Source organism: Roseomonas sp. CECT 9278, assembly GCF_918698155.1.
Lineage (GTDB): Bacteria > Pseudomonadota > Alphaproteobacteria > Acetobacterales > Acetobacteraceae > Neoroseomonas.
Genome location: NZ_CAKKLX010000026.1, coordinates 30,373 through 46,487, shown reverse-complemented (window position 1 = coordinate 46,487; position 16,115 = coordinate 30,373). Strand labels below are relative to the sequence as shown.

14 protein-coding genes are annotated in these 16,115 nt (G+C 72.0%); 6 read left to right on the top strand and 8 right to left on the bottom strand.

What is annotated here, in order from left to right:
- Positions 1-118 precede the first annotated feature (118 nt).
- Both LQ222_RS16790 and LQ222_RS16785 read left to right on the top strand, forming a co-directional pair.
- Positions 119-1,084, top strand: a complete 966-nt coding sequence (locus LQ222_RS16790) for a tripartite tricarboxylate transporter substrate binding protein (RefSeq protein WP_230167985.1) — start codon at positions 119-121, stop codon at positions 1,082-1,084.
- Entirely contained in the window at positions 1,071-2,549 is a 1,479-nt protein-coding gene (locus tag LQ222_RS16785) for a class I adenylate-forming enzyme family protein (protein ID WP_230167984.1), read from the top strand. The genes LQ222_RS16790 and LQ222_RS16785 overlap by 14 nt, the downstream gene beginning before the upstream one ends.
- A 15-nt stretch (positions 2,550-2,564) precedes the next feature.
- Here the strand turns inward: LQ222_RS16785 and LQ222_RS16780 are convergent, their stop codons facing one another.
- The 6 genes from LQ222_RS16780 to groES all read right to left on the bottom strand — a co-directional run bounded on the left by LQ222_RS16780 (position 2,565) and on the right by groES (position 8,603).
- A complete protein-coding gene (locus LQ222_RS16780) occupies positions 2,565-3,746 on the bottom strand; it encodes an amidohydrolase family protein (protein WP_230167983.1) in 1,182 nt (393 codons plus the stop codon).
- Positions 3,743-4,696: a threonine dehydratase gene (locus LQ222_RS16775; RefSeq protein ID WP_230167982.1), complete on the bottom strand. Its 954-nt coding sequence runs from the start codon at positions 4,694-4,696 to the stop codon at positions 3,743-3,745. Before LQ222_RS16775 ends, LQ222_RS16780 begins: the two co-directional genes overlap by 4 nt.
- Before the next feature lie 250 nt (positions 4,697-4,946).
- A complete protein-coding gene (locus LQ222_RS16770) occupies positions 4,947-5,150 on the bottom strand; it encodes a cold-shock protein (protein ID WP_230167981.1) in 204 nt (67 codons plus the stop codon).
- A 174-nt stretch (positions 5,151-5,324) separates the two neighbouring features.
- Positions 5,325-6,305 carry a tripartite tricarboxylate transporter substrate binding protein gene (locus tag LQ222_RS16765; protein WP_230167980.1) on the bottom strand — a complete coding sequence of 327 codons (981 nt, stop codon included), beginning with the start codon at positions 6,303-6,305 and terminating at the stop codon, positions 5,325-5,327.
- Between the two features lie 288 nt (positions 6,306-6,593).
- Positions 6,594-8,240, bottom strand: coding sequence for a chaperonin GroEL (groL, locus tag LQ222_RS16760; protein ID WP_230167979.1), 1,647 nt, complete (start codon positions 8,238-8,240; stop codon positions 6,594-6,596).
- Positions 8,241-8,288: 48 nt separating this feature from the next.
- Entirely contained in the window at positions 8,289-8,603 is a 315-nt protein-coding gene (gene groES, locus LQ222_RS16755) for a co-chaperone GroES (RefSeq protein WP_230167978.1), read from the bottom strand.
- Positions 8,604-8,912: 309 nt separating this feature from the next.
- Here groES and LQ222_RS16750 point away from each other — a divergent pair, with 309 nt between their 5' ends.
- The gene (locus LQ222_RS16750) at positions 8,913-9,182 is read left to right on the top strand and encodes an usg protein (protein ID WP_256444038.1); all 270 of its coding nucleotides are present in this window, start codon (positions 8,913-8,915) and stop codon (positions 9,180-9,182) included.
- 18 nt (positions 9,183-9,200) lie between these two features.
- On the opposite strand, the gene LQ222_RS16745 is transcribed toward LQ222_RS16750, so the two are convergent.
- Both LQ222_RS16745 and LQ222_RS16740 read right to left on the bottom strand, forming a co-directional pair.
- Positions 9,201-9,899, bottom strand: coding sequence for a TVP38/TMEM64 family protein (locus LQ222_RS16745; RefSeq protein ID WP_230167977.1), 699 nt, complete (start codon positions 9,897-9,899; stop codon positions 9,201-9,203).
- Between the two features lie 133 nt (positions 9,900-10,032).
- The gene (locus LQ222_RS16740) at positions 10,033-10,818 is read right to left on the bottom strand and encodes a glycosyltransferase family 2 protein (RefSeq protein WP_230167976.1); all 786 of its coding nucleotides are present in this window, start codon (positions 10,816-10,818) and stop codon (positions 10,033-10,035) included.
- Between the two features lie 94 nt (positions 10,819-10,912).
- Here LQ222_RS16740 and LQ222_RS16735 point away from each other — a divergent pair, with 94 nt between their 5' ends.
- Genes LQ222_RS16735 through tldD form a run of 3 tightly spaced genes read left to right on the top strand, consistent with a single transcriptional unit; the run spans position 10,913 to position 16,073 of the window.
- A complete protein-coding gene (locus LQ222_RS16735; RefSeq protein WP_230167975.1) occupies positions 10,913-12,007 on the top strand; it encodes a COX15/CtaA family protein in 1,095 nt (364 codons plus the stop codon).
- The gene (locus LQ222_RS16730; protein WP_230167974.1) at positions 12,004-14,646 is read left to right on the top strand and encodes a PAS domain-containing sensor histidine kinase; all 2,643 of its coding nucleotides are present in this window, start codon (positions 12,004-12,006) and stop codon (positions 14,644-14,646) included. The genes LQ222_RS16735 and LQ222_RS16730 overlap by 4 nt, the downstream gene beginning before the upstream one ends.
- The gene (tldD, locus tag LQ222_RS16725; RefSeq protein ID WP_230167973.1) at positions 14,643-16,073 is read left to right on the top strand and encodes a metalloprotease TldD; all 1,431 of its coding nucleotides are present in this window, start codon (positions 14,643-14,645) and stop codon (positions 16,071-16,073) included. Before LQ222_RS16730 ends, tldD begins: the two co-directional genes overlap by 4 nt.
- Positions 16,074-16,115: the final 42 nt, after the last annotated feature.

Genomic DNA, 16,115 nt, shown 5'->3' with positions numbered 1-16,115 from the left:
TCAGGCACGGAATTCGCGCCAAACAAGAACTGTGAGACAGTAAATCAATCTTGGGTTATGGTCCTGCTGTGTGAATTCGCAGCCAGGGCCATACCCCATGACACCAGCACCCCCGGGCATGGCGCTTCGGCGCCGGTCCTTCATGGCCGGCCTTGCCATCGTGGCCGCGCCGTCCGTGGCCCACGCGCAGGGCGCGCCCCCGGTTGCCCGCGCGCAGGGCGCGCCGCTGCGCCTGGTGCTGGGCTTCGGGCCGGGCGGCACGCTCGATGTCGTGGCGCGGGCACTGGCGCCTGACCTCGCCGCGCTGCTCGCCCGCCCCATCGTGATCGACTACGTCAACGGCGCGAGCGGCACGCGCGCCGCCAATGCCGTCGCAACCGCCGAACGCGGCACCGACACGCTGCTGTTCGGCACCTCGTCGCTCGCGAACACGACCGACCCGGTCATCCGCCAGAGCCGCGCGCGCGAGCTCATCCCGATCCTGGTGGCGGCGCGATCGCCGATGGTGGTCGCCACGAGGCCCGGCCTCGATTGCGCTGACCTGGCTGGCTTCGGCGCCATGCTGCGGGCCAGCGGCCGGCTGACCTATGCGTCGTCGGGGGCGGGCAGCGCGACCCATCTCGCGGTGGTGGAACTGCTGACCGGCATCGGCGCGGCGGCGCTGCACGTGCCCTTCGCCCATGCCGGCCAGGTCGTCGCGAACATGGCCGGCGGGCATGTGGATTTCGGCATCCTCGGCGCGGTCAACCTGATGGGCGGGCCGCCCGGGCTCGCCAATCTCGGCAGCACCACGCGCCAACGGCCGGCGCTGCCCGTCCTGGCCGAATTGCCGACGGTCAGCGAGACCCTGCTGCCCGGCTTCCACTGGGATGTCTGGCAGGCGTTGCTGGCCCCGCCGCACGCGCCGGAGGCCTGGCGCGCCGACGTCGCCGCGGCGGCCAATGCGGCGCTCGCCTCCCCCGCGCTGCGCGCCACGCTGGCGCGCGCCATGTGCGAGCCGGTGGGCGGCGACGCCGCCGCGGCACGGGACATCTTCGCCACCGAGAGCGCACGATTCGAACGCCTGTCGCATGCCGCAGGCTGAAGCGGGGTCGCTGCTCCAGCGGCTGCTCGCCGGCCATGCCGCCCAGGCGCCGCACCAGCCGGCCCTGCTGGGCGAATCGGGCAGCGTCGACCACGCCACGCTGCTGCGCCGCGTGCTGCACCTCGCGGCCGCGCTCGCGGCGCGCGGCGCGCATGAGGGGTGCATGGTCGGGCTGACCCTGCGCAACGAGGCCGAACACATGACCGCCTGCCTCGCGCTGCTCATGAGCGGCGCGCGGCAGGTCTGCCTGGCCTCCCACGATCCGCCCGCGCTGCGGCTCGACCTCGCCGACCGGCTCGATGTCGCGCTGGTGGTCGGCGACACGCCGGCGGATGGCCTGCCTGGCCGGGCCTTCTGCGACTGGGGGCGGCTGCGCTCGGACACCGCCGAGGCCGGGACGCTGCCGCCCGCGCCGCTGGCCGACCCGCAGGCCCCGGCTGTCTTCCTGACCGGCTCCGGCGTGTCGGGGCGGGCGAAGATCATGGGGTTCTCGCTGGCCCAGCTGCTTGCGCAGGCGCAGCGCGGCTACCCGGAATATCGCGGGCGCCGGACGCTGCGGCTTGGTTCGGTCGAGCACAACAACGCCAAGCGCCACCGCATCTTCAGCGCGCTGCTGGGTGGCACATCCGCCTTTTCGGACCTGCGAGGGCGCGCGCTGCATGATTTCTGCGCCGCCGCGCGGATCGACGCGCTGGGCATGACGCTGTCGCACGTGCCCGCCATGGTCGCGGCGGCGAAGGACGGCGCGCGGCTCGATCCACGGGTGCTGCTGAGGATCGGCGCACAGCGCATCCCCTGGCCGGTGCGCCAGGAGATCCTCGCGACCGTCACGCCAAACTTCCACGTCTCCTACGGCACGACCGAGCTCGGCGGCATCGCCATGACGCGGCCGGGCGAACACTCCGCCACCGAGAGCGTCGGCCCGCCGCTGCCCGGCGTCGAGGTCGAGGTGCTGGGCGAGGATGGCCGGCCGGCACCGCCCGGCACGCCGGGGGAGGTGCGCCTGCGCGGCGCCGGCATGGCGCTGGGCTACTGGGACGACGCGGCCGAGACGGCGCGGCGCTTCCGCGACGGGTGGTTCCACCCGGGCGATTTGGTGTCGGTCGCGGCGGATGGGGCGCTCACCATCCATGGCCGCGCCGACGACATGATGATGGTGAACGGCATCAACGTCTTTCCCGCCGAGATCGAGCGGACGCTCGAAGCGCATCCCGCGATCGCGGCCGCAGCGGCGCTGGCGGTGCGATCCGCGGCGCTGGGCGCGATCCCGGTGGCGGCGGTCGAACTGCATGCCGGTGCGCCGGTCACGGCCGACATGCTGCTGGCCTATGCACGCGAAAGGCTCGGGCTGCGGGCGCCACGGCGGATCGCGGTGCTGGCGAACCTGCCGCGCAACAGCCAGGGCAAGGTGCTGAAGCGCGTGCTCGCCGACGAGGCCTTCGCACCGCGCGGCCACGACCGGTAGGCCGCCAGCGCGCCGTCACGCCAGCAGCACGCCCTCGCGCCCGACGATCCGCCCGCCCGCGACCACCAGCCGCCGCGGCGGGCGCACCACCACCGCTTCCGCCAGGGCGCGCGCATCGACCAGCACCAGGTCGGCGCGCGCACCGGGATGCAGGCCGTAGTCTTCGAAGCCGCAGCCCTTCGCGCCGGCCGTGCTGACGCAGTCGAAGGCCAGAGCGATCTCGTCGTCGCGGCGGAAGTTGTTGCGCAGGCCCACCAGCATGGCGCGTTCGAGCATGTCGGGCGAGCCATAGGGCGTCCAGGTGTCGCGGATGCCGTCATTGCCGCCGAAGATGGTCACGCCCGCCGCACGACAAGCCGCCACCAGCGGCACGGGGCGCGAGGCCGGCGCGGTGGTGGCGATGGCCACGCCAAGGTCGGCCATCTGCGCCAGCAGGGCGTCGCGGTCGCGCTCGGTCACGTCGCCCAGGCAGAAGGCGTGGCTGACCACCACCTGGCCCTGCATGGACAGCGCGCGTGTTCGCTCCAGGATCAGCTCCAGCGAGAAGGCGCCCATCGAACCCTGTTCGTGCAGGTGGATGTCGACCGGCTTGCGATGCTTCTCCGCCAGGCCGAAGACGATGTTCAGGTGCCGCACCGGGTCGCGCTCGATCGCGCAGGGGTCGAGCCCACCGACGATGTCGGCCCCCATCGCCATCGCGGCATCGAGCAGGCTTTCCGTGCCCTGGCGCCCCAGGATGCCCGATTGCGGGAAGGCGACGACCTGGATCTCCTGGACGCCGCGCATCGCCTCGCGCGTGGCCAGCACGCGTTCGACATGGCGCGTGCCGCCGGAGGTATCCACATCCACATGGCTGCGGATGCGCGTGGTGCCGGCCGCGAGAAACGCGCGCGCCATCGCGAGCGACGCCGCGCCGGCATCATGCCCGGTGCGCGCGCGCCATTCGCGCTCGGTGTCGATCTTGTCGACGATGCGCGGGCCGACCTCGTTCACCAGCCAGTCGCGTTCGTGGAAAACGGTCTTGTCGAGATGCGTGTGCCCTTCGACGAAGCCGGGCAGCAGCAGCAGCCCCTGCCCGTCCTCGACCGCCGCACCGGTGGCGTCCGCGCCTGGCGCCGCGATGCGCCCGCCACGCACCAGCACATCCGACGCCGGCCCGCCCATCGGCCGGACATTGCGCAGCAGCAGGTCGGTCATGCCATCACCCAGTCGCGGAACAGATCGAGGTCGATATTGCCGCCGCACAGCACCAGGCCCACGCGCTTGCCGCGCATCGCCGCCGCTTCCTGCATCAGCGCGGCCAAGGGCGCGGCGCCCGCGCCTTCCGCCAGGTTGTGCGTGTCGGTCCAATAGGCGCGGATCGCGGCCGCCACCTCGTCATCCGTCACGGTCACGATGCGCGCCGCGCCGGCGCGGATGATGGCCAGCGCACCGGCATCGGGCATCCGCGTCGCCATGCCATCGGCGCGGGTCTCGGCGCGGTCGGTCGTCACCACATGCCCCGCGACGAAGGACAGCGCATAGGACGGCGCGCCGACCGATTGCACGCCGATGATCTGCGTGGACAGCCCCAGCAGGTCGCGCGCCAGGATGCAGCCGCAGATGCCCGAGCCCAGGCCGATCGGCACGTACAGCGCATCGAGCGCCGGCGTGGCGCGGAAGAACTCCAGCGCATAGGTCGCCACGCCCTTCACCAGGTCCGGCGCGAAGGAGGGCGCGAATTCCAACCCCTCGGCGGCAGCGAGGCGCATCGCTTCCTCGCGCGCCGCGTCGAAATCCTCGCCGTGTTCGATCAGGCGCGCTCCGAAGGCGCGCATCGCGGCGTTCTTCTCCATGCTGTTGCCGCGCGGGACCAGGATCGTGACCGGCACGCCGTGGCGCTGGCCGGCAAAGGCAAGCGACTGCCCATGATTGCCGCGCGTGGCGCTGACCACGCCGCGCACCTGCGACCGTTCGCGGGCCAGGCGCTCCATATAGACCAGGCCGCCGCGGATCTTGAAGGCGCCGGTGGGCGTATGGTTCTCGTGCTTGACCCAGGTCTCGGCGCCGGTGCGCGCGGCCAGCAGCGGCCAGGCGATGGCGGGCGTGGGGGCGAAGCTGCGATGCACGAGCGCGGCGGCGGCTTCGAGGTCGTTCAGCGTGAACATGGCCTGGGTTTCGCGGCTCCGGCGGCGTGTGGCTGAGTCCGTGGCGGCCGGCGGGCCGGCGCGCGTCGGTTCGATGGTTCGCGGCATCAAGGTGGACCACATCGCGCCGAGCCCGGAGGGTGGCGCTGCCGGAGCCGCCGCGTCCCGGTTGCGGCCGGACATGCCGCCGACGGACGCTGCGGCACCCACCACGGCAGCGGGAATGGCACCGATGCCGGAGGTCGGCTGTCGCCGCGGGGCGGCCGGGCGGTCAGATGATCTTGAGGTTCGTCGCCGCCGCCTTGCCGCGTTCGGTCACCACCTCGTAGCTGACCTTCTGGTTCTCGTTCAGTCCCGTGAGGCCCGCCTTCTGCACGGCGGTCACATGCACGAAGACATCCTTGCCGCCATCCTGCGGCACGATGAAGCCGAAGCCCTTGGTCGCGTTGAACCACTTCACGGTGCCGATCGGCATGCGCGCGTCTCCTCCCGCTCGCCACGGGCGTTGGCTCCGCCGTGGCAGTCACCCATCCCGCCCCCAACCGGCTTGGAGGCGACCGGGCATCCGGAGGCGCGGCAAGTCGATCCCAGGGGCGGCCAGGCTGCAGAATTGGACACAGATCGGGCCGGCAGCGTCAACCGCCGGCGATCACTCGACCCGAATGCCGAGCTCCGGGATGGTGCGGGCCCAGAAGGCGTGTTCCTGGCGCACCTGGGCGGCGAAGGCATCCGGGCTGACCGGCGCGGTCAGCGGCTCGAGCCCATCGCGGCCGAGCTTTTCGTGGAAGGCCGGCATGGCGGCGATCTCGCCGACCGCGGCACGCAGCATCGCGACCGGCCCCTCGGGCGTGCCCGGCGGGTAGAAGGCGCCGTGCCAGCCGGTCACGGCATAGCCGGGCAGGCCCTGCTCCGCGACCGTGGGCACGTCCGGGAAGGCCGGCGAACGCGTCGCGCCGGTCACCGCGAAGGCGCGCAGCTGGCCTTCGCGCACCAGCGGGATCGCCGGCGGCGGGGAGGAGATGTTGAAGTTCACCGTGCCGTTCACCGCATCCATCAGCGCCGGGCCGGTGCCGCGATAGGCGACGTCGCCCATCTCGATGCCGGCCATGCGGGCCAGCAGCTTGCCGGCCAGGTGGTTGTTCCCGCCATTGCCGGAATGGCTGAAGGTGACCTCCCCCGGGCGCTGCTTCGCGATGGCGATCAGCTCGGCCAGGTTGGTCACCGGGAAGCGCGGATTGGCCACCAGGATGTACTGGTAGTTCGCCAGGATGCCCACCGGGATCAGCGCGCGTGCGGGGTCCTCGCGCTCGGGCGTGCGATAGACATGCGGGTTGATGACGATGTTGGACGACACCGCGTAGAGGAACGTGAAGCCGTCCGCGCGCGCGCGCACCGCCTGCAGCGTGCCGATCGATCCGCCGGCGCCGCCGCGGTTCTCGACCACCACGGGCTGGCCGACCTTCTGCGACAGGATCTGTGCGAATTCGCGCCCGACGATGTCGGTGCCGCCGCCCGCGGCGTAGGGCACGATCATGGTCATCGGCCGGTTCGGCCGCCAGGCCGTGCCTTGGGCGACCGCGAGGGTCGGCGCGAACAGGGTTGGCGTGAGCAGCAGGGCGCGGCGCTTCATGGCACGGTTCCGATGATCCTGGACGCGCGTCCTTAGCACCGCGGGGCGAAGCGCCATAGCGCCATGCGAAGCGCTGCAGCAACCACCAATACCATCGGATCGAGGCCCTGCCTCGATCCGGGAGCGCGACTGCGCGACCGCGCCCAACCTGCCAGCCGCCGCCAATGCACCAGTGCACGGCGCGCAAGCCAAGCCGGCGAATGCCGGCGCCCGGCGCCTGAGGGCACAAAAAGAAAGGGCGGCCCCGCAGGACCGCCCTTCCCCAACCAGTACAGGCAGAGCCCGGACTTAGAAGTCCATGCCGCCCATGCCGCCCATGTCGCCACCGCCACCGCCGGCCGGGGCCGACGGCTTCGCGGGACGCTCGGCGACCATCGCCTCGGTGGTGATCAGCAGCGACGCCACCGAAGCGGCATCCTGCAGCGCCGTGCGCACGACCTTGGTCGGGTCGATGATGCCGGCGGCCACCAGGTCCTTGTACTCGTCCTTCTGGGCGTCGTAGCCGAACACGTAGGTGTCGGTGCGCAGCACTTCGCCCGCGACCACCGCGCCGTCCTTGCCAGCGTTCTCGGCGATCTGCTTCAGCGGCGCCTGGATGGCGCGGCGGATGATCTCGATCCCCACCTGCTCATCATTGTTGGCGCCCTTGAGGCCGGCCAGCTTCTGCGAGGCGCGCAGCAGCGCCACGCCACCACCGGGGACGATGCCTTCCTCGACCGCGGCGCGGGTCGCGTGCAGCGCGTCGTCCACGCGGTCCTTGCGCTCCTTCACCTCGACCTCGGTGCTGCCACCGACGCGGATGACGGCGACGCCGCCGGCCAGCTTCGCCAGGCGCTCCTGCAGCTTCTCGCGGTCGTAGTCCGAGGTGGTCTCCTCGATCTGCGCCTTGATCTGCTCGCAGCGGCCGGTGATGGCGGTCTTCTCGCCGGCACCGTCGACGATCGTGGTGTTCTCCTTCTCGATGCGGACCATCTTGGCCTTGCCGAGCATGGCGAGCGTCACGTTCTCGAGCTTGATGCCGAGGTCTTCGGAGATGACCTCGCCGCCCGTCAGGATCGCGATGTCTTCCAGCATCGCCTTGCGGCGATCACCGAAGCCAGGCGCCTTCACGGCCGCGACCTTGAGGCCGCCGCGCAGCTTGTTCACCACCAGGGTGGCCAGCGCCTCGCCCTCGACGTCCTCGGCGATGATCACCAGCGGACGGCCGGACTGCACCACGGTCTCGAGCAGCGGCAGCATCGGCTGGAGGCCGGACAGCTTCTTCTCGAAGATCAGGATGTAGGGCTGGTCCATCTCGGCGATCATCTTCTCCGCATTCGTGATGAAATACGGGGAGACGTAGCCGCGATCGAACTGCATGCCCTCGACGACGTCGAGCTCGGTCTGGATGGACTTGGCTTCCTCGACGGTGATGACACCCTCGTTGCCGACCTTCTCCATCGCCTTGGCGATCATCTCGCCGATCTCGGTCTCGCCGTTCGCGGAGATCGAGCCGACCTGCGCCACTTCGGCCGAGGTCGAGATCTTGCGCGTCTTGGACTCGAGGTCCTTCACGATCTCGGTCACGGCCTTGTCGATGCCGCGCTTGAGATCCATCGGGTTCATGCCGGCGGCGACCGCCTTCGCACCCTCGCGCACGATGGCCTGGGCCAGCACGGTCGCGGTGGTGGTGCCGTCACCGGCCAGGTCGTTGGTCTTCGAGGCCACTTCGCGCACCATCTGGGCGCCCATGTTCTCGAACTTGTCGGCGAGCTCGATTTCCTTCGCGACGGTCACGCCGTCCTTCGTGATGCGCGGGGCACCGAAGGACTTGTCGATCACCACGTTGCGGCCCTTGGGGCCCAGCGTCACCTTCACGGCGTCGGCCAGGATGTCCACGCCGCGAATCATCCGCTCGCGCGCCGAAGCGCCGAACTTCACGTCCTTAGCAGCCATTGTGTTCTACCTTTGCAGATGTGTTGTCGGTGGTCGCGAAGCGGCGCCTCAGGCGGCCTTCTTCGCGGCGGACACGCCCTCGAGGATGCCCATGATGTCGCTCTCCTTCATGATCAGGAGCTCCTCGCCATCGAGCTTCACTTCGGTGCCGGACCACTTGCCGAACAGGATGCGGTCGCCGGCCTTCACGTCGAGCGGACGGATCTCGCCCTTCTCGTTGATGGTGCCCGCGCCGACGGAGACGACTTCGCCTTCCTGCGGCTTTTCCTTGGCGGTGTCCGGGATGATGATGCCGCCGCGGGTCTTTTCTTCCGCTTCGATGCGGCGAACGAGAACGCGGTCGTGTAGGGGACGGAAGTTCATGTGTGTCCTCTCCTGAGCCTCGGGTTGCATGACGGCTCGCCCTGGGAAGCCTTGGCCGGTCGCCGGAAGCGCCCCGGCCGTTAGCACTCCCCCCAGAGGAGTGCCAGCGACTTAGGCCGCCCCGGCGGCGGCGTCAAGCGCTTGTCAGCACTCACCGAGCGCGAGTGCTAATGAATTGAATCAACACGATTTTTCTTGGCAGTCCCAGCTGCCCTCATGTCATCCTGATGACGGAAGCGCGCCCAACACAGACGGTGCGCCCAGGAACCGCACGGCTCACCACCCGCAGGGAAAGGATGGATCAAGGTGCTGCAGGGACTGGAACCGATCGTGAAGATCCCCGACTGGCGCATGACGACCGCCGAGTTGCTGTACCATATGCCCGACCACCCGCATGTATTGCAGAGCTTCGTCTGGCAGAAGGTGGACAAGGCGCCAACCTTCCCCGAGCTGTCCCGCTTCCTCGACTTCTGGCGCCGTGAGATCGAGGGCCCGCTGCATTCGGTCCGCGTCGCCTGCGCGGCGCTGACCCGCCCGGCGGAACTGCGCTACAGCAATGGGGTCTTCACCCTGCATTGAAGCACCGGGCGGGGCGGTTCAGCCGCCCTCGCCCTCCGCCTCCAGCGCCCGCCCGGCCCTGTGCCGGCGCAGCAGCGCCAGGCCGATCACGGCCGAGACCACGAACAGCCCCGCCGCCAGTCCCAACTGCCAGGCGCCATCCACCCGGATGCCCTTGCCCAGCAGCGCGAACACCACCGTCTGCGGCAGATACCCCAGCGCCGAGGCCGCCAGGAAGGGCACCAGGCTGACCGCCGCCATCCCCGCCAGCAGGTTCAGCGCCAGGTTGTTGCCCACCGGCAGCAGCCGCAGCGCCAGCGTCGCGCCGAAGGGGCTGCCGGCCAGCACGTCGCGCAGCGGCCGCAGCCGGTGGCCGAAGCGCCCCGCCAGGCGCCGCTCCGCCCAGCCCCGCCCGACCGCCCGCGCCCAGCCATAGGACGCCGCGCAGCCCACCACCTGCGCCGCCAGCGCCAGCAGCGTTCCCTCCACCGCGCCGAAGGCATAGCCGCCCAGGAACGCCACGCCCTGCCGCGGCGCCCCGACCGCCGTGGCGGCCGCGCCGATCGCCACGAACACCACGTCGCCCAGCAGCCCCTGGCCAAGCACCCAGCGGTCCACCCACTCGGTCCCCGGCGACAGCCCGATGCCGCGCAGCAGCAGCCCCGCCGCCGCCAGGCCGGCCGCCATCACCGCCAACTTCATCAGGGACGCCCGGCGCCGGGCGGCGGCCGCGGTCATGGCGTCGCGCCTGGCAGGCGCGCGTGCACAACGCGCCGGGCAGGCGCGCGTGCCGCGTCGCGCCGGGCAGGCGCGCGTGCCGCGTCGCGCCGGGCAGGCGCGCCCGTCACAACGCGCCGGGCAGGCGCGCGTGTCACGGCGCGTCGGTCTCGATCACGGGTCGGCGCCCGCGCCGCTGCAGCCAGGCCATGCCGACCAGGTCGAACAGGCTGACCACCAGCCGGTCGAGCGTCCCGTAGTTCGACGCGCCGCGCACCCGCGGGCGGTGGTTGACCGGTTCGCTGACCACGCTGCCGCCCTGGCGCAGCGTCAGCGCCGGCAGGAAGCGGTGCATGTGGTCGAAATGCGGCAGGTCCAGGAACAGGTCGCGCGGAAACACCTTCAGCCCGCAGCCGGTATCGGGCGTGCGGTCGCGCAGCAGGCGGGACCGGATGGCGTTCGCCACCTTGCTGGAATACCGCTTCACCCCGCTGTCCTTGCGGTTCACCCGATGCCCCGCGACCATCGTGCGGCGCCCCTGGTCGGCCTCGGCCTGGGCGCGGGCGAAAAGGCGCGGGATGTCGGCGGGGTCGTTCTGCCCATCCCCGTCCAGCGTCGCGATCCAGCGCCCGCGCGCCGCCTTCACGCCGGTGATGACGGCCGCCGACTGCCCGCAGGATTCGCGGTGGCGCAGCGCGCGCACCGGCGCGCCGGCATCGCGCGCCTGGCGCAGCGCCTCGGGCGTGTGGTCGGTCGAACCGTCATCCACATAGACGATCTCGTGCGGCACCGCGGCCAGGGCGGCCTCGATCTCCGCCACCAGGGGCGCGATGTTGGGCGCCTCGTTGCGGACGGGGATCACGACGGACAGCAGCGGGGGTGCCCCGGCATCCGCCGCCGGCTGGGCGGGCGCGGATCCGGCGCGGGGCTCGGCAGACATGGCGGCGCGGTAGCAGGCGCACCCCGCCCCGGCAAGCCGCGCTGCGAAAGACACCCCCCGTGCGCGACCGGCGGGGCTCGCCTATATCGCGCCCATGCCCTTCGACAACCGCACCCTCGCCGCCACGCCGGGCGAGGCACCCGCCACCGACCGCCGCGCCCTCGCCCGCTTCCTGCTGGCGGTCGCCGGCCTGGTCTGGATCATGGTCGCGATCGGCGGCGCCACGCGCCTGACCGGCTCCGGCCTGTCGATCATGGAATGGGCGCCGCTGGCGGGCTTCCTGCCACCGCTGAGCGATGCGGAATGGCAGCGCCTTTACGACCTGTACCGCACCATCCCGCAATATGCGCTGGTGAACCAGGGCTTCGGGATCGAGGGGTTCAAGCAGATCTTCTGGCTGGAATGGATCCACCGCTTCTGGGGGCGGCTGATCGGCCTGGCCTACATCGGCGGCTTGGCGTGGTTCTGGCTGCGCGGGCGCATACCGCCGGGGCTGAAGCCGCGGTTGCTGCTGTTGCTGGCGCTGGGCGGGCTGCAGGGCGCGATCGGCTGGTTCATGGTCGCCTCGGGCTTCGAGGCCGACCGCACGGCGGTGTCGCCCTATCGGCTGGTGATCCACCTGGGCATGGCGTTCCTGCTGTTCGGCGTGCTGGTCTGGACGGCGCTGACGCTGCTGCGCCCGCAGCCGGCCACGGCGCCCCTGCCGCGCGCCCTGCGCGCCTGGGTCCATGCGGCGGCGGGTCTGGCGGTGCTTGCCATGCTGGCCGGCGGCTTCGTGGCAGGCATCCGCGCGGGATTTGACTACAATACCTTCCCGCTCATGGAGGGACGCCTCGTGCCGCAGGGCTACTGGGTGCTGGAGCCGGCCTGGAGGAACCTGACCGCCAATATCGCGGCGGTGCAGTTCAACCATCGCCTGCTGGCCACCGCCACGCTGGCCGCCGCCGGCTGGGCGGCCTTCCTGGCGTGGCGCCACCTGCCGCGCGGGCCGGTGCGCGGCGCGGCGATCGGCCTCGCCATCGCGGTCGCGCTGCAATACGCGCTGGGCGTGGCCACGCTGCTGGCGGTGGTGCCGCCCTGGCTCGGCACGCTGCACCAGGCGGTGGCGGTGCTGGTGCTGACCGGCGCGCTGCTGGCGCTGCACGCGCTGCGGCGCCCCTTGGGCCGCCCGGCGGCCACGCCCGGATGACCCGCGAGGACGCCGCGCTGCGGGCCATCGAGGCCCTGCCCCACGCCATCCTGGTGATGGACGGGGCGGAGCGGCTGGTCCTCGCCAACCCGGCGCTGTGGGGCGAGGCCGGGGCCGACCCCGCCCGCTTCCCGCCCGGCACGTCGCTGCGCGATATTCTGCGCCTGTTCGCCTTCCGCGGCCTGCTCGGCCCCGGTGACCCGGCGGTCCTGGCCGAGGACGCACTGGCGCAGGACCGCACGCAATTCATGCTGCGCCACCAGCGCACGGCCGACGGCACGCGACTGTCGGAAGTGGCCAGCCTGCCGCTGCCGGGCGGCGGCTTCGCGGTGTGTTCGGTGGACATCAGCGCCCTCACGCGGGCCGAAGCCTCCGCGCGGGCGCGGGTGAGCCTGCTGGAACGCGTGCTGAACGCGCAGCGCGGCGGGGTCGCGCTGTTCGATGCCGACCACCGGCTGATGCTGCACAACCCGGCCTATCGCCGCCATTCCGGCGCCACGATCGAGATGCTGGCCGGCCGACCCACCCTGCGCGCGATCAGCGAGCAGCTCGACCGCGCCGGCGAATTCCGCACCAGCCAGTCCCGCCAGCACCAGGCCGCCAGCCTGGCCGCCGACCGCCGCCAGCGTCGCACCGGCCAGCGCGAACGCGCCGACGGGTCGATCGTGCGCTTCACCAGCACGCCCGAACCCGATGGCGGGTTCCTGATCGAATCCGACGAGGTCACCGACCTGCGCCGGGCCGAGGACGATGCCCGCCGCCGCGCCGCCATCCTGAACGGCGTGCTGGAAGCCCTGCCGCACGGCATCTGCGTCTGGGGGCCTGACCAGCGCGTGGCGCTGTTCAACGGCGCCTATTCGCGCCTGATGGACGGCGCGCCGCTGCTGGTGGGCGACACGCTGGAGGATGTCATCCGCCGCCGCGCCGCCGCCGGCGAATACGGCGCCGGCGAGGTCGAGGCGGTGATCGCGCGCGAGAAGGCGCGCGACCTGTCGCGCCCGCAGGAACGCCGGCGCCAGCGCGCCAACGGCACCGCCCTCGATATCCGCACGGCGCCGCTGCCCGATGGCGGGCATGTCTCGGTGGTCACCGACATCACCGCGCTGTGGCGCGCCGAGGCGGAGGCCCGCCGGCGCGCCACGCTGCTCGAGACCGCGATGGGATCGATGCGCCACGGCCTGGCGGTGTACGGCCCGGACCGCCGCGTGGTGGTGGCCAATGCGCTGGCCAGCACCCTGGCGGGGCATCCGCCCGGCACGATCGTGCAGGGCCGCACGCTGGACGAACTCGTCATCGCGCAGCACGCAGTCGGCGGCCTGGGGCCGGAACCGGAGGCGACCAGGCACGCGCAGGCGGCGCTGGCCATGGACCGCTCCCGCCCGCATCGGTTGCGCCGCGAAGCGCCCGAGGGGCGGGTGCTCGAAGTCTCCTCGGACCCGACGCCCGATGGCGGCTTCGTGGTCACGCATGTCGACATCACGGCGCTCGCCGAGGCCGAGACGCAGGCGCGCAGCCGGGCGGGCATCCTGCAGGTCATGCTGGACAACACGCGCCACGGCATCTGCCTGTTCGACGCCGAGGGACGGATCGTCGCGGTCAATGCGCTGGCCGAGCGCATGTGCGGCCTGGCGCCAGGCCGGATGGCGCCCGGCCGCCACATCCTGGAGGTCCGCCAGGACCAGATCGACGCCGGCGAATTCGGCGCGCCCAACCAGGTCGCGCAGTTCATCGGCATCCGCCCGGACGACCCGTGGCGCGGCCCGTCGCGCTATGTGCGCCGCCGCCCCGACGGCTCGATGCTCGAGATCACCACCGACCCGACGCCCGATGGCGGCTTCGTGCGGACCTATTCCGACGTCACCGAGGACCGCCGCGTGCGCGACGAGCTCGACCGCGCGCGCGTGGCGGCCGAGGCGGCGAGCGAGGCGAAGTCCCGCTTCCTCGCGACCATGAGCCACGAGCTGCGCACCCCGCTCTCGGCGGTGATCGGCTATTCCGAGGCGCTGATGGGCGACCCCGACCCCGCCCAGGTCGGCGAATTCGCCGATGCGGTGCGCCAGGCCGGGCGGCAGCTGCTCGGGCTGATCGACGACATCCTGGATGTCGCGCGCGCCGCCGGGCCGGACCAGGCGCTGGGCCGCGCGGTGGTGGATGTGGCGGCGCTGGCGGCGGCGCTGGCGGCTGCCGCGCAGGACCAGGCCGCCGAGGCCGGCGTCAGCCTGGCGGTCGAGGCGCCGCCCGGCCTGCCGGCGGCGCGCGTCGACGAACGCCGCCTGAAGCGCGTGCTGACCGCCCTGGTCGGCAATGCGGTGAAATTCACCCCCGCCGGCGGGTCCGTGCGCATCGCCGCCCGGGCCGAGGCCGATGGCGGGCTTGCCATCGCGGTGGTCGATACCGGCATCGGCATGGCGCCGGAGGACATTCCGCGCGCCTTCGAGCCCTTCACGCAGCTCGATTCCTCCCATGCGCGGCATTTCCCGGGCTCTGGCCTCGGCCTGCACCTGGCGCGCATGCTGGCGGAAGCCATGGGCGCGACCCTCACGCTCGACAGCCGCCCCGGATCGGGCACCACCGCCACCCTTCGCCTGCCGCCGGCCATCACCACATCACCGGCAGCGGCGCCCCAGGAGACGACATGACGGCCCTTGCCACCACCGACGCCCTGTTCTTCGGCCTGCTCGACCGCGATGCGGCGCAGGCCCGCCTGCGCGAGGCGACCGAGGGCTGCGAGGATGGCGAGCTGTTCCTCGAATACCGCGAGAGCGAGGGCATCTCGATCGACGATGGCCGCATCCGTTCCGCCACCTATGATGCCACGCGCGGCTTCGGCCTGCGCGCCGTGAGCGGCGAGGCGGCCGGCTATGCCCATGCCGGCGAATTGACGGACGCGGCGCTGGCGCGCGCGGCCTCGGCGGTGGGTGCGGTCCGCCAGGGCCGCTCGGGCGTGATGGAGGCCGGCCCGCGCGCCACCAATGCGCGGCTCTATGCCGATGCCAACCCGCTCACCGCGATGGATTTCGCCGCCAAGACCGCGCTGCTGCAGGAGATCGACGCCTATGCCCGCGCCGCCGACCCGCGCGTGGTGCAGGTGATGGCCTCGATCTTCGGCGAATGGCAGGCGGTGCAGATCATCCGCCCCGACGGCCAGCGCGTGGCGGATTTGCGGCCGCTGGTGCGCTTCAACGTCTCGGTGGTGGTGGAGAAGGACGGGCGGCGCGAGACCGGGTCCTTCGGCACCGGCGGGCGCTTCGACTATGCCCGCGTGCTGTCGGAAGCGTCGTGGAAGGGCGGCGTGGCGGAGGCGCTGCGCCAGGCGCTGGTCAACCTCGACAGCGTGCCGGCGCCGGCGGGCGAGATGGAGGTGGTGCTCGGCCCGGGCTGGCCCGGCATCCTGCTGCACGAAGCCATCGGCCACGGGCTGGAGGGCGACTTCAACCGCAAGAAGACGTCGGCGTTTGCCGGGCTGCTCGGGCAGCGCATCGCCTCGCCGGGCGTGACGGTGATCGACGACGGCACCATCCCCGACCGCCGCGGGTCGCTGACGGTCGATGACGAGGGCACGCCCACCAACCGCACGACGCTGATCGAGGACGGCATCCTGGTGGGCTTCCTGCAGGACCGGCAGAACGCCCGGCTGATGGGCGTGGCCCCCACCGGCAATGGCCGCCGGCAATCCTACGCGCATATCCCGATGCCGCGCATGACCAACACCGTCATGCTGGGCGGGGCGCATGCGCCGGAGGAGGTGCTGTCCTCCGTGAAGCGCGGCCTCTATGCCGTGAATTTCGGCGGCGGCCAGGTGGACATCACCAGCGGCAAGTTCGTGTTCAGCGCATCGGAAGCCTACCTGATCGAGGACGGGCGCATCGGCGCGCCGGTGAAGGGTGCCACGCTGATCGGCAACGGCCCCGATGCGCTCACCAAGGTCGCGATGGTGGCGAACGACATGGCGCTCGACCCGGGCATCGGCACCTGCGGCAAGCAGGGCCAGGGCGTGCCGGTCGGCGTGGGGCAGCCGACGCTGAAGATGATGGGGCTGACGGTCGGCGGCACCGCGGTGCGCTGAAGCGTTTCCTGGATGGAAAGGATCAAGGGCGCCATGCTGGGC